Source organism: Rhizobium sp. NRK18 (assembly GCF_024385575.1).
Lineage (GTDB): Bacteria > Pseudomonadota > Alphaproteobacteria > Rhizobiales > Rhizobiaceae > JANFMV01.
Map to the genome: position 1 here is coordinate 3,733,334 of NZ_JANFMV010000001.1, position 24,238 is coordinate 3,757,571.

Sequence of the window (24,238 nt, forward strand, 5' to 3'; positions counted from 1 at the left end):
CAAAAAAACAAAGGGGAGCTTGAATGCAGGGAATGACGACAAGACGAAGTGCGGTGCTCTTTGCCTGGATGCTTCTGCTCCCGGCGCTGATCTATGTCCTCATCATCGTCGCCTATCCGCTGATCGATACCATCAAGCTCTCCTTTACCGACGCCTCCCTCAAACGCACCTATGACTGGGTCGGCTTCGAAAACTTCACAAAGATTTTCCGTCGCGGCTTTTCCGACATCATCGTCCGCACCTTCGTGTGGACCTTCTTCTCCGTGCTCTTCAAGATGATCATCGGCACCTGCGCCGCGGTGCTGCTGAATGCAGCCGTCCCCGGTCGCACGCTGTTCCGCGTGCTGACCATGCCGCCATGGATCGTGCCGATGGCCATCGGCATCTTCATGTGGGGCTGGATGTACAATGGCCAGTTCGGCATGATTTCCGGACTGCTGCAGCGCTTCGGCTTTCTAGACGGCCCCTTCCCCATCCTGTCGACCGGGCCGACGGCCTTCTGGGCGACGATCGTCACCGATGTGTGGATCGGCGTTCCCTTCGTGACGATCTACCTGCTAGCCGCCATCCAGTCGATCCCCACCGATCTCTACGAGGCCGCCTGGACCGACGGCGCCGGCCGGTTCTACCGTTTCCGCCGCATCACCCTGCCGCTGATCGTGCCGGCCATGATCACCATGTCGATGATCTCGCTGATCTCGACCTTCAACTCCTTCGACATCATCTGGATCCTGACCCAGGGCGGACCGAGCGGCCAGACCACGACGATGATCATCGACACCTACCGAACCGCGATCGGCGCCTACAAGTTCGGCGAAGGTGCCGCGCGGGCCGTGCTGATCACCATCTTCCTGTCGCTGTTCTGCTGGCTCTATTTCCGCATGGTGAACCGCTTTTCCGGGGAGGCCGCACGATGAGCTCCAGCGCGCTGATCAACCGCTACACCTGGTACGAGAAGCTCGGCATCTATGCCGGCATCCTCCTGTTCCTGAGTTTCGTGCTGGCGCCCTTCGTCGAGGGTTTCTTCGTCTCGCTGAAGCCGCTGTCGCACCTCTTTTCCTCGCCCTATCGGTTCTGGCCGGATGACGGCTCGCTGGAGGCCTATCACACGATGTGGCAGCGCGTGCCGCTGCTCGGGCGCTACATCCTCAATTCGATCTTCATCGCCGGCGTCGGGATGATCATCTCGCTCTTCTTGATCGTGCCGGCCTCCTATGCGTTCGCGCGTTTCGAGTTCAAGGGGCGCGGACCGCTGATGGGTGGATTCCTCGCGGTCAACATGTTCTCCGGCGCCGTCCTGCTGATCCCGCTGTTCCGGCTGATGCGCACGCTCGGCCTGCTCAACACCTACTTCGCCATGATCGTGCCGGGGGTCGCCTTCGTCATCCCGACCGGCATCTGGCTGTTGCGCACCTACATGCTGCGCATTCCGCGGGAACTGGAAGAGGCAGCACTCGTCGACGGCGCGTCCCGCTTCTACACCTTCCGGCGGGTGATCATTCCGCTTGCCCTGCCGGGCATCGCCGTCGTCGCGATCCATTCTTTCCTGACCATCTACGCGCAGCAGTTCATCTTTGCGCTGACCTTCAATTCCAAGACCGAATACATGCCGCTGTCCGTCGGGCTCTATGCCTTCTTCGGACGCCAGGAAGTCATCTGGAACGAGCTCATGGCCGCCTGCTTCCTCGGTATTCTGCCGGTCTTCATCGTCTTCATCTTCCTGCAGCGCTACCTGGTGGCCGGCATGACGGCGGGAGCCGTGAAGACATGACAACAGATTTCGTGGACGGCATCGAGAAAGCTGTGTGCGGATTAGGGCAAGACCCCGGGAAGGGAGTGACTGACGTCAACCCGGGGCCTTGCCGAACGGGCAAACAATAGAAGGGAACCCAGCAATGAACATGACCCGAACTCTTATCGGCGCAGCAGCCGTGGCGCTTCTCGCCTCCACGCAGCTGGCAGCCGCCGCAGACACGACCGTCACCATGATCCAGTGCGGCGACACGCTCGCCGAAGGCTATGACGGCTTCATCAAGGAGTGGGAAGCCAAGAACCCCGGCTACAAGGTCTCGGTCGAAATCGTCGGCTGGGCGCAGTGCCAGGACAAGATCACGACGCTTGCCGCCGCCGGCACGCCGGTCGGCCTCGCCTATGTCGGCTCGCGCACGCTCAAGCAGCTCTCCGAGAGCGACCTGATCGTTCCCGTGCCGATGACGGACGAGGAGAAGGCCTCCTACTATCCGCACATCGTCTCCACCGTCACCTTCGACGGCCAGCAGTGGGGCGTTCCAGTCGCCTTCTCGACCAAGGCACTCTACTGGAACAAGGACCTGTTCAAGAAGGCCGGCCTCGATCCGGAGACCCCGCCGAAGACCTGGCAGGAACTCTACGACATGGCCAAGACCATCAAGGAAAAGACCGGCACTGCCGGCTATGGTCTGACCGCCAAGACCTTCGACAATACCATGCACCAGTTCCTCCATTGGGTTTATACCAATAACGGCACGGTCATCGACGACGAAGGCAAGATCACCCTCGACAGCCCGCAGAACGTCGAAGCGCTGACCTGGTACGGCAAGATGACGGACGTTTCGGAAGAAGGTCCGACCGCCTACGAGCAGGACGAACTGACGCCGCTCTTCAACGATGCCAAGGTAGCAATGATCGAGCAAGGTCCGTGGGTGCGCGTGCGCGTCAACAAGGACCTCAACTGGGGCGTCGGCCCATTGCCGCTCGGCCCGCAGGCCAAGGGTCCCGGCACGCTGCTGATCACCGACAGCCTGGCCGTCTTCAAGGGCACCGGCTACGAGGACAAGGCTGCGGATCTCGCCAAGTGGCTCACCAACCCGGAACACCAGTTCTTCTATGAAAAGACCCATGGCCTGACGCCGCTGCGTCCGGTTCCGGGCGTCGAGGAAATGGTCAAGGCCGACCCGACCTGGAAGCCGTTCCTGGACGGCATCTCCAACGGTGGCCCCGAGCCGCTGTTCACCGACTACAAGGCGTTCCAGAACGCCATGATCGACATGGTGCAGTCGGTCGTCACCAAGCAGGCAAAGCCTGAGGATGCGATCAAGAAGGCTGCCACCGAGATCGAAGACTACAAGTAATCCCAGCCTGCGGCCCGCCAGTCCTTCCCGGAATGGTGGGCCGCTCCTTTTCACCCCGGAATGCAACGCAGTTCTCAGTGCAGGGCATGTCCGGTATTGTTCAACCGATCGCATATCATACGTCCGGATGAACCGGACGACAGGAGTTGGCGTTTTGGGACAGCTTAACCTTACCAAGATTCGCAAAAATTACGGCACCTACGACGTCATCAAGGACATCGACCTCGAAATCCGCGAAGGCGAGTTCGTGGTCTTCGTAGGCCCGTCCGGATGCGGCAAGTCCACGCTTTTGAGGATGATCGCCGGGCTTGAGGAAATCTCCGACGGTGACATTCACATCGCCGGCAACCGAGTGAACGACCTGCCGCCCGTCAAGCGCGGCATCGCGATGGTGTTCCAGTCCTACGCGCTCTATCCGCACATGACGGTGTTCGAAAACATCGCCTTCCCGCTGCGGGTCGAAAAGATGCCGGAGCCTGAATTGAAGAACAAGGTGCACGAGGCGGCGCGCGTGCTGCAGCTCGAGGAACGGTTGCAGCAGAAGCCGGGCATGCTGTCCGGCGGTCAGCGCCAGCGCGTGGCCATCGGCCGGGCCATCGTGCGCGAACCGAAGATCTTCCTGTTCGACGAGCCGCTGTCGAACCTCGACGCCGCGCTGCGCGGCGAAATGCGCATCGAGCTCACCAAGCTGCACAAGCGCCTCAAGGCGACCATGGTCTACGTCACCCACGACCAGGTGGAAGCCATGACCATGGCGGACCGTATCGTGGTGCTGAATGGCGGTGACATCGCCCAGTACGGCGCACCGCTGGAGCTGTACCACAAGCCGCAGAACCTGTTCGTCGCCGGCTTCATCGGCAATCCGAAGATGAACTTGCTGCCGGTCAGCTGCACAGCTTCCGGGCCGGAGGGCACCACGGTTTCCTATGAAGGCCAGTCGATCACCGTTCCGGTCAAGCCGCACGGCAATCCGGTCGGGAAGACGCTGACGCTCGGCATCCGCCCCGAACACATCAAGATGGGCCAGGGCGACATGAAGATTTCCGCGGTTCCGACGGTGGTCGAACGGCTCGGCGCCCATACCGTCGCCTATTTCATCCTGCCGTTCGGCGACAGCGAGAACTATTGCGGCCTGTTCGACGGGCTCGCCTCGTTCCGCTCGGAAGAGCCGATCGAGAGCGGCTTCTTCGCTGCCGACTGCCACCTGTTCGACGAAGACGGCAGCGCCTTCGAACGCCAGGTCGAACTGACGGCGATCGATCCGCAACTGCTGACGATGACGCACTGAAAAAAGGAGGGAGCCCGAGGGCTCCCTACCAGACCAGCCCGCGGGCGGCGACCTTCTCCACGCGCGACACAAGACCGTCGCGGTGAAATACCATTTCATCGAACAGGTTCGAGACCACGCAAGTGTGGTTGGGAATGATGCGGATGCGATCGCCGATCGCCGGCCGCTCACCGGTGACCTTCGACAGGTCGATGACGCCATGTTCCTCCGACAGGCCGGTGATGACCGCCTGCGGATAATCCGGCAGGTAGCCGTAATCGGCAAAGCCGAGCAAGTCCGAGGTCAACGCCTTCGACCCCGCATCGATCACCGCGCGGTCCGGCGTCGGGCGGGAGACGACCGTCGCCAGGATGTGCATGGCGCAGTCGCTGTATTCGCAATGGCCTGCCCGAACCATGGATCGGTCATTGTAGATATAAGTCCCGGCACGATGCTCGGTCGCCGTCGGCACGAGATGGGCGGAGAAGAGGCTCGGCGTGCCGCCGCTGCTGACCACCGGGCATTCGATGCCGGCATCCTTCAGCAGGGCAACGGCGCCGGCAAACCATCGCTCGACCGTCTCCTCGCTGAATGCCTTGGGATAGGTCAGAAGCCCGCCGAAATTCAGCCCCATCGATCCGACGATCTGCCTGGCCAGCGCCAGTGCGTCCTCCGGGGTCTGCACCCCGCAACGGCCGCCGCCGGTGTCGCATTCGACGAGCACGGTCAGCGGCTTGCCATTGGCGAACGCCCTCGACAAAGCGGCAACCGTGATGCCGTTGTCGGCGACGACCTTGAGGCTGGCGATCCGATCGTTGAGTGCTGCGAGACGGGCAAGCTTTTCGGTTCCGAGAATGTTGAAGGTGATCAGGATGTCGTCGAAGCCGGCATCGGCGAAGACTTCCGCCTCCGTCACCTTCTGGCAATTGATTCCGCGCGCGCCGGCGTCCGTCTGCGCCCTGGCCAGCGCCGGGATCTTGTGGGTCTTGATGTGCGGGCGAAAGGCAAGGCCATGCTCGTCCATATAGGACTGAACACGCGCAATGTTGCCGGCGAGAACGGCTTCGTCGATGACGGGTACGGGGGTCGACAGACCGGCGAGAGCCATGCCGGGCTTCGGTGCAAAGGGTTTCATTTAAGCGACCACATCCTTTTCTGCGTGGGGATTTTCAACCATCGGCCAGATGGTTCTGCGCGCCTTGCGGTAAGGCGTCTTTGCCGGATTGTTCGGATAGGGCGTGCCGGCCGCACAGTAGATGATTTTCGAGGCGATCTTCGAGAAGGACGAATGGAAGTGGTTCGTCGACTTGATGACCAGAAGCCGCTGCGGGCGCGGATCGATGCCCATGACCTCGAACAGGCTCGGGTCGAAGCTTTGCGCGCGGGTGGAATTGAGGATGACGTCGATGCCGGCAAAACGGATATGGGCCGCGTCGCCGAAGGGCGCATAGCTTTCGCCGAAGCGCATCTCGGCATTGCGCAGCAGCTTCACGACCGTCACCCGCGCATCGACCGGATTGCCTGTGCCGGGCGCCGACTTGGCGCCGAAGCGCAAGGGAATTTCCGCTCCCTCGCCCGCCGCCATGCAGATCTGTACGGCAATCGGATCCCAGATCGTTCCGAAAGCCGCTCCCGTGACACCGCGCGCGAGCACCTCTTCGAGCAGCACGGTGGAATCGCCTGCAGTGCCGCCACCGGGATTGTCCCAGACATCGGCGATCACCACAGGTCCCTCGGCTGTCTTAAGCGCCTCGTCGACCGCCTCTCTCTCGTTCAGCTGCGGCATCATGAAGGTTCCGCGGAGCGAGAACAGCTCCATTCCGAGATCACGGGCGATCGCCGCGCCCTTTTCCGCCTTGCCGTTGGTGACGGCGATGACCCTGGTCCCCATTTCCGGCACGTCGCCTGCCATGAACCCGTGAATGACGGACAGCGACAGGATATCCGGATCGGCGCTTTCCATGTCCATCATGCGGTCGACAAAGGAGCGCATCGGCTCGCGCGAGGTCGGGAAGACGTCGATCATCCGGCAGTCGAAGACGGACATCCGCGGAACCACGCGACCCTCAACGGTATCGAGCGCAATCTGCCAGAGGTCGATCGCGCGATCGACGAAATCGGTGTGGGGAAATTCCTTGAATGCCACGAAAAAATCCGCCGCATCGAGACGTTTGCGGGTCAGATGGGAATGGGGGTCCAGCTCGGCGCAGACCAGCACATCGGGGCCGACGATCTCGCGCACCCGGGTCAGAAAATCGCCTTCAGGATCGTCATAGCCATCGGCGACCATGGCGCCATGCAGGCCGAGCACGACGCCATCGACCGGAAGGGCGGCGCGCAACTGATCGAGGATCTCGTCGCGCAGTCCCTCATAGGTCTCGCGATTGATCAGCCCGGCGGGGTCGGCCCAGGTGGCCGTTCCCTCGATCAGTTCGAACCCGTGTTCGCGCGCGAGGCGGCGGCCAACGGTAACCGGCGCCGAACAGAGCGTCGGTGTCGCCGGATGCTTGCCGGGCGGTGCATACAGCGACGCTTCAAACGCGCGACGGTCGATGCAGATCGGCGAAAACGTGTTGGTTTCGGTCGCAAGGGCAGCGGTAAAGAAACGCAAGGATGAAGGCCTCCCCGGCATGTTTGCGGCTTATTTCCCGCCCATCGGATTGGGCAGGTAGCCGGTGAACCCGAAGATCTTCCAGCGTCCGTCATGCAGGCGACAGTAATAGAGCGTCTGCCACTTCATGACGTCGCGCTCACCATCGGCCTTCAGGATCGAGCCGTCGAACTTCTTGCGCACCAGCGCCATGTCGCCATTGATCTCGATGTCTTCCAGCGTCGTGGTGGTGAAAATCGCGGTGCGCGGGTCTTCGGCAAAGCTCTCCTTCTGGAAGGATTGTGCCTGACGCAGCCATTCGTCGCGGTAGTCTGCGAGGGTCGGGAAGGCAAGCCGCCAGTCGTCCGGGCTCTCCTTCTTGCCGCCATCGATGCCGATGAAGCCTTCCTCGACAAAATCGTCGGCGACCATGCTCCAGTCGGCCGCCAGAAAGGCATCGATATCGCGCGGAACAAGCATCGTCCAAATGGCGCTGCGGGCCTCATCCGAAGGGTCGAAAGGGTTCTTGAATGGGTCGCGCATTTAAATTCTTTTCATGAATGGCAATTTTGTCTGGCAAATTTCCGCCTTATCTGGTCAATTGTCAACGAAATAAGAAAATAATTTGCATAAAGAGGATCACATGACGATCAAGCGGTATGGAGCGGACAAGAAGGGCGCGGGTGGCCAGAGGCTGCCGTTTGCGCGCGCCGTCGAAGCGGACGGCTGGCTCTATGTTTCCGGCCAGGTCGCCATGGAAGACGGCGAGATCATCGAGGGCAACATCGTCACCCAGACGCACAAGACCATCCAGAATCTCATCGCCATTCTGGAGGAAGCCGGATACGGGCTGGAGCATGTCGTGCGTGTCGGCGTGTGGCTGGACGACCCGCGGGACTTCTGGAGCTTCAACAAGATCTATGAGGGCTATTTCGGCGAACATCCGCCGGCGCGCGCTTGTGTGCAGTCGCGGATGATGGTCGATTGCAAGGTCGAAATCGACTGCGTGGCCTTCAAGGGCCGCCAGGCCTAGACCAACGGGAAGCGGGGACCTCATGGACATTCTCACTCGGCTGCAGCAGGAGAAAGAGGCCCTCTCCCAATCGGAGCGCCGCATCGCCGACATCCTGTTTTCGGATTTCGACTTTGCGGTCAATGCCTCGATCATCGAGCTTGCCGAGCGGGCCGACGTCTCGCCGCCGACGGTGACGCGCTTCTGCCGGCGGCTCGAATGCCAGAGCTTTTCCGAGTTCAAGGTGCGGCTCGCACAGACGGCCTTCGTCGGCACGCGCTATCTCAATCCGACCAGCCGGGCGACCTCGCCTGCAGAGATCGCCGAGAACGTCATCACCAAGGCGCAGTCGGCGCTTTACGCCCTGCACCGGTCGATCGATCTCGAAAAGGTCGAAGCGGCGGCGGCGCGGATTGCCGAGGGGCGGATGATCTACGCCTTCGGGTCCGGCGGCAATTCCTCGATGGTCGCCAATGAAATGCAGAACCGCCTCTTCCGGCTCGGCATCAATGTCACGGCCTGCAACGACCACCAGATGATGCTGATGATGACAGCCGCCGCGACCACGCAGGACGTGATCGTCGGCTCTTCCTTCTCGGGCCGCAACCGGGAACTGGTCCGCATCCTGGAACAGGCGCGCGAATACGGCATCTTCACCATCGCGCTGACGCAAAGCGACAGTCCGGTCTCGAGAGCGGCAGGCCTTGCCCTGACGATCGATCTTGCCGAAGGCGTCGACATCTTCCGCCCCACCTCGACGCGCATCGCCTATCTGGCGATGACCGACGTGCTGGCGAATATCACGGCGCACAAGATCAAGACCCAGGCGTCGGCAACGCTGCGGCGCATCAAGCAGCAGTTGGTGACCTTCCGAGACGAAGACGATCGCCAGCTTCTCGGCGACTAGAACAATATCGGAGACGAACAGAGATGGCGACGAGCGTTGCAGTGGTGACGGGAGCGGCCGGGGACATAGGGCGGGCGGTCGCGCGCGCCCTTGCGGGCGACCATTATGCGGTCGTGCTCGCCGATATCGATGCGTCGGCGGCATCGGCGGCAGCAGCCGACCTCTCGGATGGTCGCACCCGCTTCGAGCCGTTTGCCTGCGACATCACCGATCCGCAATCGACCGAAGCGCTGGCAGCCTTCGCATCGGGTCTCGGCTCGGTCACCACACTCGTCAACAATGCCGGTGCTGCGCGGGATATTTCGCTGCAGAGCACCACGACCGAAAACTGGCGCCGCGACATGGCGCTCAATCTCGACGGCTGCTTCCACTGCTTCAAGGCTTTCGAGGAGCCACTCAAACAGTCGCAAGGGTCGGTCGTCAACATCGCCTCCGTCAACGGCCTCGCCGTCTTCGGCCATCCGGCCTACAGCGCCGCCAAGGCCGGCATGATCCATCTCACCCGGCTGATCGCGGTCGAATACGGCAAGTTCGGCATCCGAGCCAATGCGGTGGCGCCGGGCACGGTGCGCACGCAGGCCTGGGAGGCGCGCGCGGCGGCCAATCCGAACGTCTTCGAGGAGGCACGCCGCTGGTATCCGCTGCAACGCGTCGTGCCGCCGGAGGACGTGGCAAGCGCCGTGCGTTTCTTGGCCGGTCCCGCCGCCCGGTCGATCACCGGCGTCTGCCTGCCGGTCGATTGCGGTCTGACAGCCGGCCAGGCGGAGCTGGCGGCAACCTTCAGCCAGTCTGCCGATTACTGAATTTCAAAACCTACCGATAAAAGAGCCCCGACCATGACCATTCCGCAATTTCGCCTGGAAGCCGCCTGGGAACCCGTTGCCGGCACCTCCGGCAAGTTCCATTTTTCGCTGGTCAACCTCTCCGACGAGACGCTGACCGGCTTTCGCCTCTCCTACACATCGCTCACCCGCACGGCTGAAAAGCATGTCTGCGAAAATGCCCGTCTCACCCGGAAGGTCGCGAACTATCACGAATATGCGCCGCCGGAGGGTTTCACGCTCGCGCCCGGCGCAATCTGGTCCTTCACGGTCGAGGGGCTGACGCGCCCGGCAAAGCATGTGACGGACGGCGCGAAATCCGCCTATGTCACGACGGCGGACAACCGCCATCTGGCGATGGCGATCGGCGACCTCATGCTGAAGGGAGCCGAAAGCCGGACGCCGCCACGACTGCTGCCCGACGGCAAGACGGACGAACCCTTTTCGCTCCTGCCCTGGCCGCGTGAAAGCACGCTGGAACCCGGTGACGCGGTGCCGGTAGCGCTCTATCCGGCAGCAGGAAGCACCGCCGCCGATGTTGCGGCCATGGCGGCGATCCAGGGGCTTTACCAGCGGCTCTTCCCGGTCGACCACCTGCCCTTCTCACTGGTCGCGGTCGATGGCGGTATTGCAGTCACCTTTGCCGAAAAGCCGGGACACGCTGATGAAGCCTACGAGATCGCCTTCGAGCCCGGCGGCATCCAGCTCGCCTATGGCGGCGCTGCCGGCCGGCAATACGGCCTGACCAGCCTTGCGCAACTGCTGCATGGTGCCCGTCCCGGCGGCAGCGGCTTCCGCTTCCCGAAGTCCGGACGCGTCTCCGACAGCCCGCGCTATGGCTGGCGCGGTTGCCATCTCGACGTCTCCCGTCAGTTCATCCCGACGGCGGACGTGCTGCGCTTCGTAGATCTCCTCGCCTGGCACAAGCTCAACATCTTCCACTGGCACCTGACCGACGACGAGGCGTGGCGCCTGGAGATCAAGGCCTATCCGGCGCTGACCGACACAGGCGCCCGCCGCGGTCCCGACGAACCGCTGATCCCACAGCTCGGCGACGGAGCCGAACCGCGCCATGGCTTCTACAGCCAGAAGGAGGTGCGCGCGATCGTCGCCCATGCTGCCTCGCTCCATATCGAGACGGTGCCCGAGGTCGACATTCCCGGCCATTGCACGGCGGTTCTCATCACTTATCCGGACCTGACCGATGGTCAGGAAGCCCCCGACAGCTATCGCTCCGTCCAAGGCTATCCGAACAACGCGCTGAACCCGGCGATCGAAGCGACCTATGACTTCCTCGGCAAGGTGTTCGACGAGATGGTCACGCTCTTCCCGTCCGAATACATTCACATCGGCGGCGACGAGGTGGCCGACGGCTCGTGGCTGAAGTCGCCCCTCGCCCGCGCCCTGATGGACAAGGAAGGTCTTGCCGGGACGTTCGAGCTGCAATCGCATTTCATGAAGCGGGTCAAGGCGATGCTGGACGCGCGCGGCCGAAAGCTTGCCGGCTGGAACGAGGTCGCTCACGGCGGCGGCGTCAGCCCCGACGGCACGTTGCTGATGGCGTGGCAGAACCCGGAGGTGGGGATAGAGCTTGCACGCGAAGGCTACGACGTGGTGATGACGCCCGGCCAGGCCTATTATCTTGACATGGTGCAGGCCGAGGAATGGCAGGAGCCGGGCGCCAGCTGGGCCGGAACGGTGCCGCCGGCGCATACTTACGCCTACGAGGCGGAAGGCGAATTCCCTGAGGCGCTGAAGGGCCGGCTGCGCGGCATCCAGGCCTGCATCTGGACCGAGAACTTCATCTCGCGCGCCTACTTCAACCATCTGGTCTTCCCACGCCTCAGCGCCATTGCCGAGGCCGCCTGGACGCCAAGAGAGCGCAAGGACTGGCTGCGTTTTGCGGCGATCGCACCGCTTTCACCGACGCTTTGAGGAGATGACCATGCGCATCGCATTCGGCGGCATTCACACGGAATGCTCGACATCCTCCTCGGTCCTGATGACGGAAGAGGATTTTCGTGTCGTCAGGGGCGAGGATCTTCTGTCCGACGCACGGTTCCAGTTCATGGCGGGTTCCGGCATGGACTGCCTGCCGCTCATGCACGCCCGCGCGGTGCCGGGCGGCCCTGTGTCACGCAAGATTTACGAAGCATTGAAGGCGGAATTCCTGGAGCGGCTTTCGGCCGTGCTTCCCGTCGACGGGCTGTACCTCGCCATGCATGGCGCCATGAATGTCGAGGGCATGGACGACGCCGAGGCCGACTGGATTGCGGCGGCCTCGGACCTCGTCGGACCGGATTGCATCGTTGCAGCGAGCTACGACCTGCACGGCAATGTCAGCCAGCCGATCATCGACCGGCTGGACATTTTTGCAGCCTATCGAACGGCGCCCCATATCGACACGCAGGAAACGATGGAGCGGGCGTTCGCCATGCTGGTCGAGGCGCTGACATCCGGCGTTAAGCCCGGCATTGCCTGGGCAAAGATCCCGGTGCTGCTGCCGGGCGAGAGAACCTCGACGGAAGACGAGCCGGCCAAGGGGCTTTACGCGCTGTTGCCGGAGATCGACCGCATTGACGGCATTCTCGATGCCAATCTGATGGTCGGCTATGTCTGGGCGGACGAACCACGGGCAACGGCGGCGGCAATCATGACGGCGACGGACGCGGCAACGGCGGAAAGGGAAGCGGAGAAACTGGCGGCGGCCTACTGGAATGCGCGGGCGGACTTCCGCTTCGGGCCGGCGACGGGTTCGCTCGAGGACATGCTGGCCATCGCATCGCGGGCGGAAACGAAGCCGATCATTCTTGCCGATTCCGGTGACAATCCCACCGGCGGTGGGGTCGGCGACCGGGCGGATGTGCTTGCGGCACTGACCGCTGCCGGCTGGCAGGACGCGCTCGTTGCCGGCATCTGCGACCGGCCATCGGTGGAGGCCTGCTTTGCCGCCGGCGAAGGACAGAGCGTGACGCTGACCATCGGCGGCAGCCTCGATCCGGCGAGCCGGGCGGTCACGGTCGAGGCGCGTGTCGTGCGGCTGGACGATCCGGGCGAGGCTTCCGAGCGACAGGCCGTGGTGGCGATCGGCGGCATCACCGTCGTCCTGTCGGCACGCCGCCGCCCCTATCACAACATCGCCGATTTCACGCGGCTCGGCCTCGATCCGAAATCCGTCCGGCTGCTGGTGGTCAAATCCGGCTATTTGTCGCCGGAGCTGGCGCCGATCGCCAATCCCAACCTGATGGCGCTGACGGACGGTTCGGTCAACCAGGACATCGAGGCGTTGGCGAATGCGCGCCGGCTGCGACCTACCTATCCGTTCCAGAAGGATTTCGATTTCAAGCCGGTGGCGGTGCTGTCGAAACGATGGCAGACGCGCTGATCAGAGCGCGTCGATCTTCGTCTTCAGCGCCCGCACGCTCGTCTCGTCGGTCTTCTTCGGATTGGTGGGCGCGAAGCCGAGTTCGATGACCTTGGGATTGCTGACCGGGACGGAGACGGAACAGGAGCCGTGGATTTCGTTCGTCTTCAAGCGCGGCAACAGCACGTCGATCGTTTCCGAATTGACGCCGGAGCCGGGCATGATGGAAATGCGGCCGGCCGCCACTTCGATTGCCCGCTCAAGAACATCGACGCCCTCCGGCGCGGTGCGCTTGCCACCGGAGGTCAGGATCCGTTCGAAGCCGAGCGAGATCGCCATCTCGACGGCCTCGTCGAAATCCGGGACAAGGTCGATCGCCCGGTGCAGCGTCATGCCGAGCCCTTCGGAATGACCGGTGAGGATCTTTAAAAGATTGTAGTCGAGGCGGCCGTCAGGAAGGGTCGCGCCGAGCACGACGCCGTCGACGCCGGCGCGCCGGACCATGTCGATTTCGCGCATCAGCATCGAGAACTCCGATTCGGAGTAGACAAAGTCGCCGTCGCGCGGGCGGATCATGGCATAGCAGGGAATGGAGAGATTGACGGCAGCGGCGATCAGGCCCGGTGTCGGCGTCAGCCCGCCGATGGAGAGCGCGCTGCAGAGTTCCAGCCTGCCCGCTCCTCCGCGGTAGGCCGCCATCATGCCGATTTCATCATCTATGCAAACTTCGAGAATACGTTCAGCCATCAGCGCTCCCACTCCTCTTGGGTGGCAAAGAACTTATGGCCTGGGGGCGGCGTGACAACCGCCTCCAGCGCATAGCTTCTATTCGCAATCAGAGGAGCTGGCGCTTCGACAGGTTGCGCATCAGCGCCGAGACGCCGAAGGTCCAGGGGTCACATTCCGTCGAAAGCCGCACGCGATTGCTGAGTGCGCCGAGGCGATCATTGGAGATCGTCACGACGTCATCGCCCTTGTGCGTGAAGCCCTGCCCCGGATTGTCCCGGTCTTCCACGGGCGCAAACAGGGTGCCGAGGAACAGCATGAAACCGTCGGGATACTGGTGATGCCGGCCGATCGTCTGGGCGACCAGATCGAGCGGATCGCGGCTGATCTCCTTCATCGAGCTCTTGCCGTGCAGTACGTAGCCGTCGGTTCCCTCGATCAGGAGATCCAGTTCGGCCTGCCGGACATCGTCGATTGCGTAAGTCTCGTCGAACAAACGGATGAACGGGCCGATGGAGCAGGAGGCATTGTTGTCCTTGGCCTTGCCGAGCAGGAGGGCCGAGCGGCCCTCGACGTCACGCAGATTGACGTCGTTGCCGAGCGTGGCGCCCTTGACCTCGCCGCGGCTGTTGACCGCCAGCACGATCTCCGGCTCGGGATTGTTCCACTTCGAGACGGGATGAAGACCCACATCCGCACCATGACCGACAGACGACATGACCTGCGCCTTGGTGAAGACCTCCGCATCCGGACCGATGCCGACCTCGAGATATTGTGACCAGACGCCCTCCTCGATCAGCGCCTGCTTGACCCTTTCCGCGTCCGGCGAACCGGCCTTAAGGTTGCGCAGGCTGTCGCCGATGATGGCGGTGACCTTCTCGCGGATCTTCAGCGCGAGGGCCGCATTGCCGGCGGCGCGTTCCTCGATCACGCGTTCGATCATCGAGCGGGCGAAGGTGACACCGCAGGCCTTGACCGCCTGCAGGTCACAGGGCGCCAACAACGTCAAAGCCTTGCCCTGCGGTGCGTCGAGCAGATCCGCGACCGAACACAGCGCTTCACCCTTCGCCGTGCGGGCGTAGGCGGCCGGATCCTCCTTTTCCAGAAGATCGCGCATGGTCGGGGCATCCTTACCGGTGATATCGACCACCTCGCCGTCGCGCAAGACGACCAGAGCCGGGCCATCGATATCCCGGCGCCAGACGCGCCCAACGAAAAGTCCGGTAGTAAAATCCTGCGCCAACATGGCCTTCTCCTCATCCTGTTTCGAGGGACACTCATAAGGCGACCATCGGCAAAACGTCAACGCCGTAGCAAGCTCACCGAGCCAATCGTCAATACTTACCCGGCTGCTTAACCGCTTGATAAGGCATTCTGCAAATAATGCCCGGGATTTGAGGGCGTTCGTGCGCCACACTGTATTGGGGGGCCATTGGTGAAAAATCCGGTTCGAAATATTCCGCTATTCCAATTCTCGTCGATCAAGGCGAAGTTTGCCTTGCTGGTCATCGGAGCAACACTGGTCTCATGCCTGTCCGTGGGACTGCTGAGTTATGAGATCGGGAAGCAGGGCCTCATCGAGGCAAGCGAACTTCGCCTCGCGTCGATCGCCGGCAACCAGGCCAAGGACGTCTCCAACTATGTCGTGCGCGTCAACCAGACCCTTAGTGACATCGGACAGAACACGGCTGTCGCCGACGCGGTCGACAACATCGCCTCCATCATGTCGTCCGAGCGTGACAATATTCTCAAGACATTTTCTCCGGCCGGTGCGACGCTTGAGCAGCGCGTCAAGGAAGACGGCTCCTCGACCAAACTCATCTACGGCATGCGCCATTCGACAATCCACAGCTCGCTCGTCTCCGCATGGAAGAACGCCAAGGTCAGCGACATCTATGTCGTCAATCAGGACGGCCTGATCGTCTACTCCGTCACCAAGGGCCGCGAATTCCTGCAGAGCGTCAAGGACCCGGGCAACGAGCCGCTGGCCAAGATCGTAGAGGAAGCCGGCAAGAGCACAGAGACCAAGGACTTCGTCGAGGGCTTCCAGCCCTACAAGGCCGAGGACGGCGACGTATCGGCATTCATCGGCCGCCCGCTCGAAATTCTCTACTGGGGCAAGCCCACCCGCAAGGGCTTCGTGATCGTCCGCGTTTCCAGCACCAAGCTGGCACAGGTTGTCGAACCGGAGGGTCTTGGCTCGACGGTCGACGCAGGCTTCCTGCTGACGAAGGACGGCATCTTGCGCGCCGGCGCCGCCAGCTTCGCCAAGGACGGCAAGGCTCCCGCGGATCTTGCCGCTGCCGCCGGCCAGTCCTCCTCCGGCTCGCTGCTCGCCTCCGACGATCAGGGCTCCTTCTTCTATTCCTATCTGCCGATCTCGCTGTTCGGCGAAAACGACATGCTTGTCGTCGGCCAGGAAGAAAGCAAGGTTCTGGCCGCTTCGACCAAGCTGGCGCAGTCGGCCGTGGTCGCCACACTTGCCGTGCTCGCCATCATGGGTCTCGTCGGCGCGTTCGTCGCCGCTCGCATGACCCGGCCGCTGACCAAGCTCGCCGAACTGATGAACCGCCTGAATGCCGGCGACAAGTCGATCGTCATCGAGGGCGTCGACCGCAAGGATGAAATCGGCACCATGGCGCGGGCACTGGAATCCTTCCGCAACAGTGCGCTCGAAAAGGATGCGATGGAAATCAACGCAGCCGAGAAGAACCGTGAGATCGAATCCGAGCGCGTCCAGCGCGAGGCGGAAAAGGCGCGGAGCGCCGCCGATCTCGAGGCGGCGGTCGCAGCCCTTGCCAGCGGTCTGAAGAACCTCGCCGGCGGCCGGCTCAGCCACCGGATCAACATGCCGTTCGTCGCCAGCCTCGACCAGCTGCGCGTGGACTTCAACCTGTCCATGCAGCAGCTCGAAGAGACGATCGGCGCCATCGGCGAAAGCGTCGACACGATCAGCGGCGGCTCGGCCAGCCTGAAGACCGCGTCCGAAAGCCTGTCGCAGCGCACCGAGCGGCAGGCAGCCGCGCTCGAGGAAACGGCGGCGGCACTCGGCAGCATCACCGAAACGCTGAAGGAAACGCGCGGACGCTGCGAACATGCGGAAGCCGTCACCACTCAGACGACGCAGCAGGCAAGCGCTTCCGCCTCAATCGTCCGTGAAGCCATCTCGGCGATGGACAAGATCGAAAACTCCTCGCAGCAGATCCGCCAGATCATCGACGTGATCGACCAGATCGCCTTCCAGACCAACCTGCTGGCGCTCAATGCAGGCGTCGAGGCGGCCCGCGCCGGCGATGCCGGCAAGGGATTTGCCGTCGTCGCGCAGGAAGTCCGCGAGCTTGCCCAGCGTTCCGCCGCGGCGGCCAAGGACATCAACGCCCTGATCAACGGTTCGGCTGCCGACGTCGAGAACGGCGTCGCGCTGGTACTGAAGACCGGCGAGGGCCTGACCAAGATCGAGGAAGGCATCCAGGCGATCAGCGCCGAGATCAACGGCATCGTCTTGGCCTCGCGCGACCAGTCCGAGCGTCTGGGCGAGATCAACTCGACCGTTGTCTCTCTCGATCAGGTCACGCAGCAGAACGCGGCGATGGTCGAGGAGACCACCGCATCGGCCCACAGCCTCGACAGCGAGAGCATCGTGCTCAGTCAGCGCATCAGCCACTTCCAGATCGGAGATGGACGGACACGCGCCATCGGCCGCGCTGCCTGAATTTCCTGCCCCCGTGACCTGCTCACGGGGGCATTTTTTTTGCCTCGAGGAAAGCAGCAAATTCTTAAACCTATTGTTGCACTGTTGCCGAGGATAGTCGTGAAATAATCCGGTCTCTGGCTGAATGGCAGACATACGAGCACAGTCCCTGCGCCGCTTTGCGGCGAAATTGGTCAAGGCGCCCTATCTTCCCGGGCTGCTGCTCGTTGCGGCTATCGTCAGCGCACTTGTCTATACGGATTTCGTTCGCAAGCAGGCGGCCGAAACTACAGCGCGGACGAAGGTCCACGAGGAACTGAGCCTCATTCGCAGCAAGCTCGAAGGCAAGATCAACGGCAACATCCTGCTGGCGCAGGGCCTTGCGGCAGCCATTGCGACGCAGCCAGACATGCCGCTATCGACCTTCGACAGGCTCGCCGGTCACCTGATGAAATCCGGTACGCAGATCAGAAGCGTCGCGCTCGCACCCGATCTCGTGGTCAATCACGTCTATCCGCTGAAGGGCAATGAAAAGGTTCTGGGGCTAGACTACCGCAAGAACGACGATCAACGCTCCGCCGTCTACAGGGCCCGCGACGAGAACCGGGTAACGCTCGCAGGTCCGATCAATCTGATCCAAGGGGGCCAGGGCCTGCTCGTCCGGTATCCGGTCACCTTCACGGATACTCATGGGAAAGAAACCTTCTGGGGCATTCTCTCCGCGGTCGTGGATCTCGACAAGCTCTATCGGGAGAGCGGCCTCAATGCCGCCTCGGAAAATCTGCACATCACCGTCGGTGCCATCGACCACAACAATGGCTCGACCCGCTATTTCTACGGAGACCGAGCCGAGGTCGGAGAGGTTCCGGCAGCAGCGGCAATCGACCTCGGCTATGAACAATGGATATTGCTGGCCACGCCGAAGCAGGGATGGAACGTGCTGCCGGAAGGGACGGCAACCTTTCGTCTCAGCCTCGCGCTCGTCGGCCTGCTGATCATCCTGCCGCTGGTCTGGGTCGGGCGCCTGATGCGCGAACGCCACGACAACATTCTGGCATTGCGCAACCGGGAGGAGCAACTCGAGGAACTGTCCCAGCGCCTGGAAGTCGCTCTTGAAACCTCGCAAATCGGGGTCTGGGACTACGACGTCGACGAAGATATCCTGATCTGGGATGAACGCATGCGCGACATCTATGACCTGCCGCGACATCAGGTCGAAAATATCTATCAGGACTGGGAGCGCTCTGTGCATCCCGAAGACGTGGAAATCGCCAGGGCGACATTTGCGGAAACCGTCTCGACAGGCCGCAAGTACATCACCCAGTTCCGGATCGTTACAAGAACCGGCGATGTCCGGCATGTCCGCGCCTATGGTACGGCCTACCGCGATCATAGAGGCCATTACAAGATCGTCGGCGTCAACTGGAATGTCACCGAGGACATGCGACTGCAGGACGAATTGAAGGCAGCCAAGAAAAAGGCCGAGGAACAGAACCGCGAGCTGGAAATCGCCCGCAAGCGGATGGAATACAACTCACTGCACGATGCATTGACCGGTCTGCCGAACCGCCGCTTCCTCGACCAGGTTCTCGCCGAACGCGATAACGGTCACGGGTCTCCGACCATGACCCTGCTGCATATCGACCTCGATCGGTTCAAGGACATCAACGATACGCTCGGCCACGGCGCGGGAGACCGTATCCTCAAGCACACCGCCGACACGCTGCTCGCCAATGTCGGCGTGGCGGATTTCGTTGCGCGCATCGGCGGCGACGAGTTCGTGGTGATCACGAGCTGCGACTGTGCGGAAAGCTGCAGCCCGCTGGCGGACAAGCTGATCGAGGGTATCAGCCGACCGGTCGACTACAACGGCCACGAATGCAGGGTGGGTGCGAGTATCGGCGTCGCCTCGCGATGCGATCTGTTGGAAAAGGCCGACGACCTGCTGATCAACGCCGATATCGCTCTCTACGAAGCCAAGCGTCGGGGCCGCAACCGGGTGGAGTTCTTCTCCGATGCCCTTCGGGCAGTCGCCGTCTCGAACAAGCGCACGGCCGACGAAATCCTCCGCGGCCTCGAGCAGGGCGAATTCATCCCGTATTTCCAGCCGCAGTTCGACGCCCGCACGCTGGAGATCGCCGGCGTCGAGGCGCTGGCGCGCTGGGAGCATCCGGAAAAGGGCATGCTGCCGCCGTCCGCCTTCCTGCCGATCGCCGAAGCGCTCAACAACGTGGCCCAGATCGACGCCAGCATCCTGCATCAGGCGCTGTTCCAGTACCATCGCTGGCAGGCCGAGGGACTTGCCATACCGCAGGTGTCGGTCAATATCTCGGCACAGCGGCTGCTTGACGACAACCTGATCGACAAGCTGCGAGAGCTTGCCCCCGCACCCGGGTCGTTGTCCTTCGAACTTCTGGAATCGATCTCGTTCGATGACGAGGACGACATGCTGCTTAGCCGGATAAAGGCCATCAAGGAGCTGGGGATCGCCATCGAACTCGACGATTTCGGCACCGGCTATGCCTCGATCATCAGCCTGATCAACCTGTCGCCGCGGCGACTGAAGATCGACCGGCAGCTGATCAAACCTGTCCTGACCTGCGAGTCGCAGCAGCAACTGGTGCGATCGATCATCGATATCGGCCGGTCGCGGGGTATCGAAAGCGTGGCCGAAGGGATCGAGACGATGGAGCATGCCGCCGTGCTGCGCGACCTCGGCTGTGACTTCCTGCAGGGATATGCTTTGGCACGGCCAATGAGCGCCGATCAGTTCCTCGCCTTCGCAAGGGAATACAAGCCGGCCGCACAGCGGGATCGAAGACGCGCCTAATATGGCCGAGGGTCAGCGGATGACGGACGGCCCGAAGTTTTCCAAAAGCCCGGTATACGGTTTCGAGATCGGAAATGAGTAGGCGCCGCGCTTGGCTGTTCGAAGGCCCAGCGTCACCAGCGCTTCTGCCTGCTTGACGGCAGCGCCGACGCCGTCGATCACCGGCAGCCCATATTTCTCCTGCAGCTCGGCGGCCATCTCCGCCATGCCGGCGCAACCGAGGACGATGGCTTCGGAACGGTCCTCTTCGATGGAGCGGCGGATTTCCGCCTCAAGGCGCGCCCGGGCACCGGAGTTCGGATCTTCGAGCGACAGCACCGGAATATCCGCCGCCCTCACCCGCGCCCTGCCCGCCATGCCGTAGCGCTGGACAAGATGCTCCAATGGGTCGAGCGAAATCGCCATGGTCGTGACCACGCCGATGCGACGGGCGATGAAGGAGGCGGCGGCGAGGCCCGCCTCGCAGATGCCGATGACCGGGATCGCGGCCATGGCCCTTGCCGCGTCGAGCCCGGTGTCGTCGAAACAGGCGATGACGGCCGCATCGGCACCGGCTTGTTCGCCCGCTGCGATTTCGGCGAGCAGGCCTGGAACCGCGAAGGCCTCGTCATAATAACCCTCGATCGAGACCGGTCCCATGGCGGACGTCACGGCGGAAATCTCCGTGCCGGCGGCCGCGACGCGCACCGCCGCCGAAGCGATCGTCTCCGTCATGCTGGCGGTGGTGTTGGGGTTCACGACGAGGATGCGCATGAAATGTCCGTCAGTTCGCCGACCTGGTCGGCTCTGCATTGCAGGGAGAGATAAGTGCGGAGGAGGTCATGCTCGCGCGCGCTTGCGCCCGAGATAGACAATCACCGCGAGCGTCGTGCCGATAACCGCAAAGGAGAACAGCGTCGTCACGGTGCCGAGCGCATAGAGCACCGGCGTCGTCACGTTGGTGGTCATGCCGTAGATTTCGAGCGGCAGGGTGTTGTAGCTGCCCGCCGTCAGCAGCGTGCGCGCGAATTCGTCATAGGAAAGCGAGAAGCCGAACAGGCCGACACCAACGAGGCTCGGCGCGATCATCGGCAGGAGCACGTTCGAGAAGGTCTGCCAGGGAGAGGCGCCGAGATCGCGGGCCGCCTCTTCATACGAAGGCGAAAAGCGGTTGAAGACGGCAAACATGATGAGCACGCCAAAGGGTAGCGTCCAGGTCAGGTGCGCCCCGAAGGCCGAGGAATACCAGAACGGCTTGAAGCCGAATTGCTGGAACATCACGCCGATGCCGAGGCTGACGATGATCGACGGCACCACAAGGCTGGCGATGGCCAGATAGAAGAGCGACGTCGATCCGACAAAGCGCCGGCGGAAGGCAAGGCCCGCCAGAAGGGAGACGACCACCGTCACCGCCATGACCATCAGGCCGAGGGTGACGGAACGGGTGATCGAGCCGGCGAAATCGCCCACCGCCTGCTTCTCGAACAGATTGGCGAACCAGTGCAGCGACCAGCTGTTCATCGGGAAGGTCAGGCCGCCATTCGGTCCCTGGAAGGACAGGATGAAGATCGCCGACATCGGGCCGTAGAGGAACAGGACGAAGATCGCAAAGAAGATGGCGAGGACGTAGAAGCCGGTGCCGCGCTTTTCGTGATGCATGGCTTATAGCTCCTTCCGGATATCGACAATCCGCAGAATGCCGGAGACGATGATCAGCACCGCAAACAGCAGGACCACGGCATTGGCGGCGGCTGCCGGATATTGCAGCAGCGACATCTGGTTCTTCATCATCAGCGCGACAGACGCGCTCTGGCCACCGGACATGACCTGCACCGTGGTGAAATCGGCCATCACCAGCGTGACAACGAAGATAGTGCCGATCGCCATGCCGGGCTTGGCCAGAGGAATGATGACGTTCCAGAGCGTCTGCCAGCCGGTGGCGCCGGCATCCTTGGCGGCCTCCACCAGCGAGCGGTCGATGCGCATCAGCGTGTTGAAGATCGGCGTGACCATGAACAGCGTGTAGAGATGCACCATGGCGAGCACCACAGCGAAATCCGAATAGAGCAGCCATTCGACCGGCGAGGAGACCAGACCGGCCTTCTGAAGGCCCATGTTGACCAGACCATTGCGCCCCAGCACCGGTATCCACGAGATCATGCGGATGATGTTCGAGGTCAGGAAGGGAACCGTGCAGACGAGGAAGAGGATGGTCTGCATGGCCGCGCTGCGGACATGGAAGGCGAGGAAATAGGCGACCCAGAAGCCGATGACGAGGGTGAGCGCCCAGACGATCGCCGCATATTTCAGGGTGTTGAGGTAGGTCTTCCAGGTTACCCAGGAAAACAGCACGTCCTCGTAATTGGTCCAGAGGAAATCCGGATAGATGCCGGCGAAATCGTAGTCCCAGAAGCTGACGGCGATGATGAGGATGATCGGCAGCAGGAAGAAGAAGCCGAGGATCAGCGTCAGCGGCGTGGCCTGGAGATAGGAGGCGGCGCCGCCGGCCATTCGCGATGCGAGGCTGGTCTTTGCGCGCTTCATCGGCATCATGTCATCTGTGGCAGCGGTGCTCACGGGTGCCGTCTCCTATGCCCGGGCTTTGGATGGCGCCCCTCCCCCGAGAGACCGAGGGAGGGGCAGTTGTCATCAGGCAGCGATGAACTCGTTCCAGCGCTTGACCATATAGCGGTCCTCGTCCATCACCGAGTTCCAGCAGGCGACGTGGCCCATGCGCTCGAGGAAGGAGCCGCCGTCGCGAACGGCGCCGGCCTTCTCCATGACCTTGCCTTCCGGCGACAGGATATCGCCCTCGGCCGGCTTGCCTTCGATCCAGTAGCCCCATTCGTCGGCGGACATGTATTCCTTGGCGGTGTCCATGCAGGCCGAGTAGTAGCCCTGGCGGTTGAGGTAGCCGCCGACCCAGCCGGACGTGTACCAGTTGATGTATTCGTAGGCTGCGTCGAGCTCGGCGCCGGAAAGGTGCGAGGCGAGGCCGAGACCGCCGCCCCACGAGCGGTAGCCTTCCTTCAGCGGCTGATACTTGCAGGCGATGCCCTTGGAGCGGACGGCGGCGACGGCTGGCGACCACATGGACTGGATGACGACTTCGCCCGACGCCATCAGGTTGACGGACTCGTCGAAGGACTTCCAGAAGGCGCGGAACTGACCGTCCTGCTTGGCCTTGATCAGGAAGTCGATCGTCTTGTCGATCTCTTCCTTGGTCATGTTGCCCTTGTCGGCGTACTTGATGTTGCCCATGGCTTCCATGATCATGGCCGCATCCATGATGCCGATCGACGGGATGTTGAGGATCGAGGTCTTGCCCTTGAAGGCCGGATCCATGATGTCGGCCCAGGTGGTGATATCGCGGCCGACGAGGTCCGGACGGATGCCGAGCGTGTCGGCATTGTAGATCGTCGGAACCATGGTGAACCAGCCGGTCTCGCCGGATGCGAACGTCTTGTCGCCGGGCTTTTCGACGAAGCCGACGGTGTGCGGCGCGGTGCCCTGGGCGATGACGCTGTTGGGTGTCAGCTTGCCGGTTTTGAACAGCGGCACGATCTTGTCGTAGTATTTCAGCTTGGAGGTATCCATCGGCTGGATGACGCCCGACGGATAGACCTTCTTCAGGATCCAGTATTCGATGTCGGCGATGTCATAGCTGTCCGGCTGGGTGACGGTGCGCTGGGCGGCGGCGTCGGAGTCGAGCGCCGTCATCTCGAGCGTGATGCCGAGGTCGGCCTTGCACTTCTCGGCGATAGCATTGATGTTGGAAACGCCGGTGCCGATCTGGCGAAGCGTGATCGGGTTCTTGGCCCAGATGGTCGGGAAGCCGGTGATGACGCCGGTGCCCGCTGCAAGGCCGGCCGCTGCTGCACCCGTCTTGAGGATGTCGCGGCGCGTCAGCCCCTTCTTCTCAGTCTTCGTCTCGCTCATAG

Annotated in this window: 20 protein-coding genes; 11 read left to right on the forward strand and 9 right to left on the reverse strand. The window is 62.5% G+C overall.

Annotated elements, in window-relative coordinates; translation table 11 throughout:
- The first annotated feature begins 32 nt into the window (after positions 1-32).
- The 4 genes from NN662_RS17730 (at position 33) to NN662_RS17745 (ending at position 4,398) form a co-directional block, all read left to right on the forward strand.
- Positions 33-917, forward strand: coding sequence for a carbohydrate ABC transporter permease (locus tag NN662_RS17730; RefSeq protein ID WP_261931539.1), 885 nt, complete (start codon positions 33-35; stop codon positions 915-917).
- Positions 914-1,771: a carbohydrate ABC transporter permease gene (locus tag NN662_RS17735; RefSeq protein ID WP_261931540.1), complete on the forward strand. Its 858-nt coding sequence runs from the start codon at positions 914-916 to the stop codon at positions 1,769-1,771. The genes NN662_RS17730 and NN662_RS17735 overlap by 4 nt, the downstream gene beginning before the upstream one ends.
- A gap of 130 nt (positions 1,772-1,901) precedes the next feature.
- Entirely contained in the window at positions 1,902-3,110 is a 1,209-nt protein-coding gene (locus NN662_RS17740) for an ABC transporter substrate-binding protein (RefSeq protein WP_261931541.1), read from the forward strand.
- A gap of 154 nt (positions 3,111-3,264) precedes the next feature.
- Positions 3,265-4,398 carry an ABC transporter ATP-binding protein gene (locus tag NN662_RS17745; RefSeq protein ID WP_261931542.1) on the forward strand — a complete coding sequence of 378 codons (1,134 nt, stop codon included), beginning with the start codon at positions 3,265-3,267 and terminating at the stop codon, positions 4,396-4,398.
- A gap of 25 nt (positions 4,399-4,423) precedes the next feature.
- On the opposite strand, the gene NN662_RS17750 is transcribed toward NN662_RS17745, so the two are convergent.
- The 3 genes from NN662_RS17750 to NN662_RS17760 are packed head-to-tail and all read right to left on the reverse strand — an operon-like array spanning position 4,424 to position 7,510.
- Positions 4,424-5,512 carry a D-TA family PLP-dependent enzyme gene (locus tag NN662_RS17750; RefSeq protein WP_261931543.1) on the reverse strand — a complete coding sequence of 363 codons (1,089 nt, stop codon included), beginning with the start codon at positions 5,510-5,512 and terminating at the stop codon, positions 4,424-4,426.
- Positions 5,513-6,988: a M81 family metallopeptidase gene (locus NN662_RS17755; RefSeq protein ID WP_261931544.1), complete on the reverse strand. Its 1,476-nt coding sequence runs from the start codon at positions 6,986-6,988 to the stop codon at positions 5,513-5,515.
- Between the two features lie 30 nt (positions 6,989-7,018).
- Positions 7,019-7,510: a hypothetical protein gene (locus tag NN662_RS17760; RefSeq protein WP_261931545.1), complete on the reverse strand. Its 492-nt coding sequence runs from the start codon at positions 7,508-7,510 to the stop codon at positions 7,019-7,021.
- 100 nt (positions 7,511-7,610) lie between these two features.
- Here NN662_RS17760 and NN662_RS17765 point away from each other — a divergent pair, with 100 nt between their 5' ends.
- From NN662_RS17765 to NN662_RS17785, 5 genes are read left to right on the forward strand one after another with little or no spacing between them, the layout of a single operon-like run.
- Complete coding sequence (locus NN662_RS17765; protein ID WP_261931546.1) at positions 7,611-8,000, forward strand: RidA family protein; 390 nt, start codon at positions 7,611-7,613, stop codon at positions 7,998-8,000.
- A 22-nt stretch (positions 8,001-8,022) separates the two neighbouring features.
- Positions 8,023-8,886 carry a MurR/RpiR family transcriptional regulator gene (locus tag NN662_RS17770; protein WP_261931547.1) on the forward strand — a complete coding sequence of 288 codons (864 nt, stop codon included), beginning with the start codon at positions 8,023-8,025 and terminating at the stop codon, positions 8,884-8,886.
- Between the two features lie 23 nt (positions 8,887-8,909).
- The gene (locus tag NN662_RS17775) at positions 8,910-9,689 is read left to right on the forward strand and encodes an SDR family oxidoreductase (RefSeq protein WP_261931548.1); all 780 of its coding nucleotides are present in this window, start codon (positions 8,910-8,912) and stop codon (positions 9,687-9,689) included.
- Between the two features lie 33 nt (positions 9,690-9,722).
- Positions 9,723-11,642, forward strand: a complete 1,920-nt coding sequence (locus tag NN662_RS17780) for a beta-N-acetylhexosaminidase (protein WP_261931549.1) — start codon at positions 9,723-9,725, stop codon at positions 11,640-11,642.
- A gap of 10 nt (positions 11,643-11,652) precedes the next feature.
- Positions 11,653-13,092: a M81 family metallopeptidase gene (locus NN662_RS17785; protein ID WP_261931550.1), complete on the forward strand. Its 1,440-nt coding sequence runs from the start codon at positions 11,653-11,655 to the stop codon at positions 13,090-13,092.
- On the opposite strand, the gene NN662_RS17790 is transcribed toward NN662_RS17785, so the two are convergent.
- Both NN662_RS17790 and NN662_RS17795 read right to left on the reverse strand, forming a co-directional pair.
- Positions 13,093-13,818: a copper homeostasis protein CutC gene (locus tag NN662_RS17790; protein ID WP_261931551.1), complete on the reverse strand. Its 726-nt coding sequence runs from the start codon at positions 13,816-13,818 to the stop codon at positions 13,093-13,095.
- Positions 13,819-13,906: 88 nt separating this feature from the next.
- On the reverse strand, positions 13,907-15,043 hold the full coding sequence (locus NN662_RS17795; RefSeq protein ID WP_261931552.1) for a fumarylacetoacetate hydrolase family protein: 1,137 nt from the start codon (positions 15,041-15,043) through the stop codon (positions 13,907-13,909).
- Between the two features lie 252 nt (positions 15,044-15,295).
- Between NN662_RS17795 and NN662_RS17800 the strand changes: the two genes are divergently transcribed.
- Together NN662_RS17800 and NN662_RS17805 are read left to right on the forward strand one after the other, a co-directional pair.
- On the forward strand, positions 15,296-17,509 hold the full coding sequence (locus tag NN662_RS17800) for a methyl-accepting chemotaxis protein (protein WP_261931553.1): 2,214 nt from the start codon (positions 15,296-15,298) through the stop codon (positions 17,507-17,509).
- Between the two features lie 124 nt (positions 17,510-17,633).
- Complete coding sequence (locus NN662_RS17805) at positions 17,634-20,318, forward strand: EAL domain-containing protein (RefSeq protein ID WP_261931554.1); 2,685 nt, start codon at positions 17,634-17,636, stop codon at positions 20,316-20,318.
- A gap of 12 nt (positions 20,319-20,330) precedes the next feature.
- Here the strand turns inward: NN662_RS17805 and NN662_RS17810 are convergent, their stop codons facing one another.
- The 4 genes from NN662_RS17810 to NN662_RS17825 form a co-directional block, all read right to left on the reverse strand.
- A complete protein-coding gene (locus NN662_RS17810) occupies positions 20,331-21,071 on the reverse strand; it encodes an aspartate/glutamate racemase family protein (RefSeq protein ID WP_261931555.1) in 741 nt (246 codons plus the stop codon).
- 66 nt (positions 21,072-21,137) lie between these two features.
- Positions 21,138-21,956, reverse strand: a complete 819-nt coding sequence (locus NN662_RS17815; protein ID WP_261931556.1) for an ABC transporter permease — start codon at positions 21,954-21,956, stop codon at positions 21,138-21,140.
- Between the two features lie 3 nt (positions 21,957-21,959).
- Positions 21,960-22,850, reverse strand: coding sequence for an ABC transporter permease (locus tag NN662_RS17820; protein ID WP_261932017.1), 891 nt, complete (start codon positions 22,848-22,850; stop codon positions 21,960-21,962).
- Positions 22,851-22,946: 96 nt separating this feature from the next.
- Complete coding sequence (locus NN662_RS17825) at positions 22,947-24,236, reverse strand: PotD/PotF family extracellular solute-binding protein (protein ID WP_261931557.1); 1,290 nt, start codon at positions 24,234-24,236, stop codon at positions 22,947-22,949.
- Positions 24,237-24,238 lie beyond the last annotated feature (2 nt).

Excerpts from the sequence above, each read along its gene's own strand:
- NN662_RS17730 (WP_261931539.1), top strand. The coding sequence starts at position 33 with ATGACGACAAGACGAAGTGCGGTGCTCTTTGCCTGGATGCTTCTGCTC.
- NN662_RS17735 (WP_261931540.1), top strand. The coding sequence starts at position 914 with ATGAGCTCCAGCGCGCTGATCAACCGCTACACCTGGTACGAGAAGCTC.
- NN662_RS17740 (WP_261931541.1), top strand. The coding sequence starts at position 1,902 with ATGACCCGAACTCTTATCGGCGCAGCAGCCGTGGCGCTTCTCGCCTCC.
- NN662_RS17750 (WP_261931543.1), bottom strand. The coding sequence starts at position 5,512 with ATGAAACCCTTTGCACCGAAGCCCGGCATGGCTCTCGCCGGTCTGTCG.
- NN662_RS17760 (WP_261931545.1), bottom strand. The coding sequence starts at position 7,510 with ATGCGCGACCCATTCAAGAACCCTTTCGACCCTTCGGATGAGGCCCGC.
- NN662_RS17765 (WP_261931546.1), top strand. The coding sequence starts at position 7,611 with ATGACGATCAAGCGGTATGGAGCGGACAAGAAGGGCGCGGGTGGCCAG.
- NN662_RS17770 (WP_261931547.1), top strand. The coding sequence starts at position 8,023 with ATGGACATTCTCACTCGGCTGCAGCAGGAGAAAGAGGCCCTCTCCCAA.
- NN662_RS17775 (WP_261931548.1), top strand. The coding sequence starts at position 8,910 with ATGGCGACGAGCGTTGCAGTGGTGACGGGAGCGGCCGGGGACATAGGG.
- NN662_RS17780 (WP_261931549.1), top strand. The coding sequence starts at position 9,723 with ATGACCATTCCGCAATTTCGCCTGGAAGCCGCCTGGGAACCCGTTGCC.
- NN662_RS17785 (WP_261931550.1), top strand. The coding sequence starts at position 11,653 with ATGCGCATCGCATTCGGCGGCATTCACACGGAATGCTCGACATCCTCC.
- NN662_RS17790 (WP_261931551.1), bottom strand. The coding sequence starts at position 13,818 with ATGGCTGAACGTATTCTCGAAGTTTGCATAGATGATGAAATCGGCATG.
- NN662_RS17795 (WP_261931552.1), bottom strand. The coding sequence starts at position 15,043 with ATGTTGGCGCAGGATTTTACTACCGGACTTTTCGTTGGGCGCGTCTGG.
- NN662_RS17805 (WP_261931554.1), top strand. The coding sequence starts at position 17,634 with ATGGCAGACATACGAGCACAGTCCCTGCGCCGCTTTGCGGCGAAATTG.
- NN662_RS17810 (WP_261931555.1), bottom strand. The coding sequence starts at position 21,071 with ATGCGCATCCTCGTCGTGAACCCCAACACCACCGCCAGCATGACGGAG.
- NN662_RS17815 (WP_261931556.1), bottom strand. The coding sequence starts at position 21,956 with ATGCATCACGAAAAGCGCGGCACCGGCTTCTACGTCCTCGCCATCTTC.
- NN662_RS17820 (WP_261932017.1), bottom strand. The coding sequence starts at position 22,850 with ATGATGCCGATGAAGCGCGCAAAGACCAGCCTCGCATCGCGAATGGCC.
- NN662_RS17825 (WP_261931557.1), bottom strand. The coding sequence starts at position 24,236 with ATGAGCGAGACGAAGACTGAGAAGAAGGGGCTGACGCGCCGCGACATC.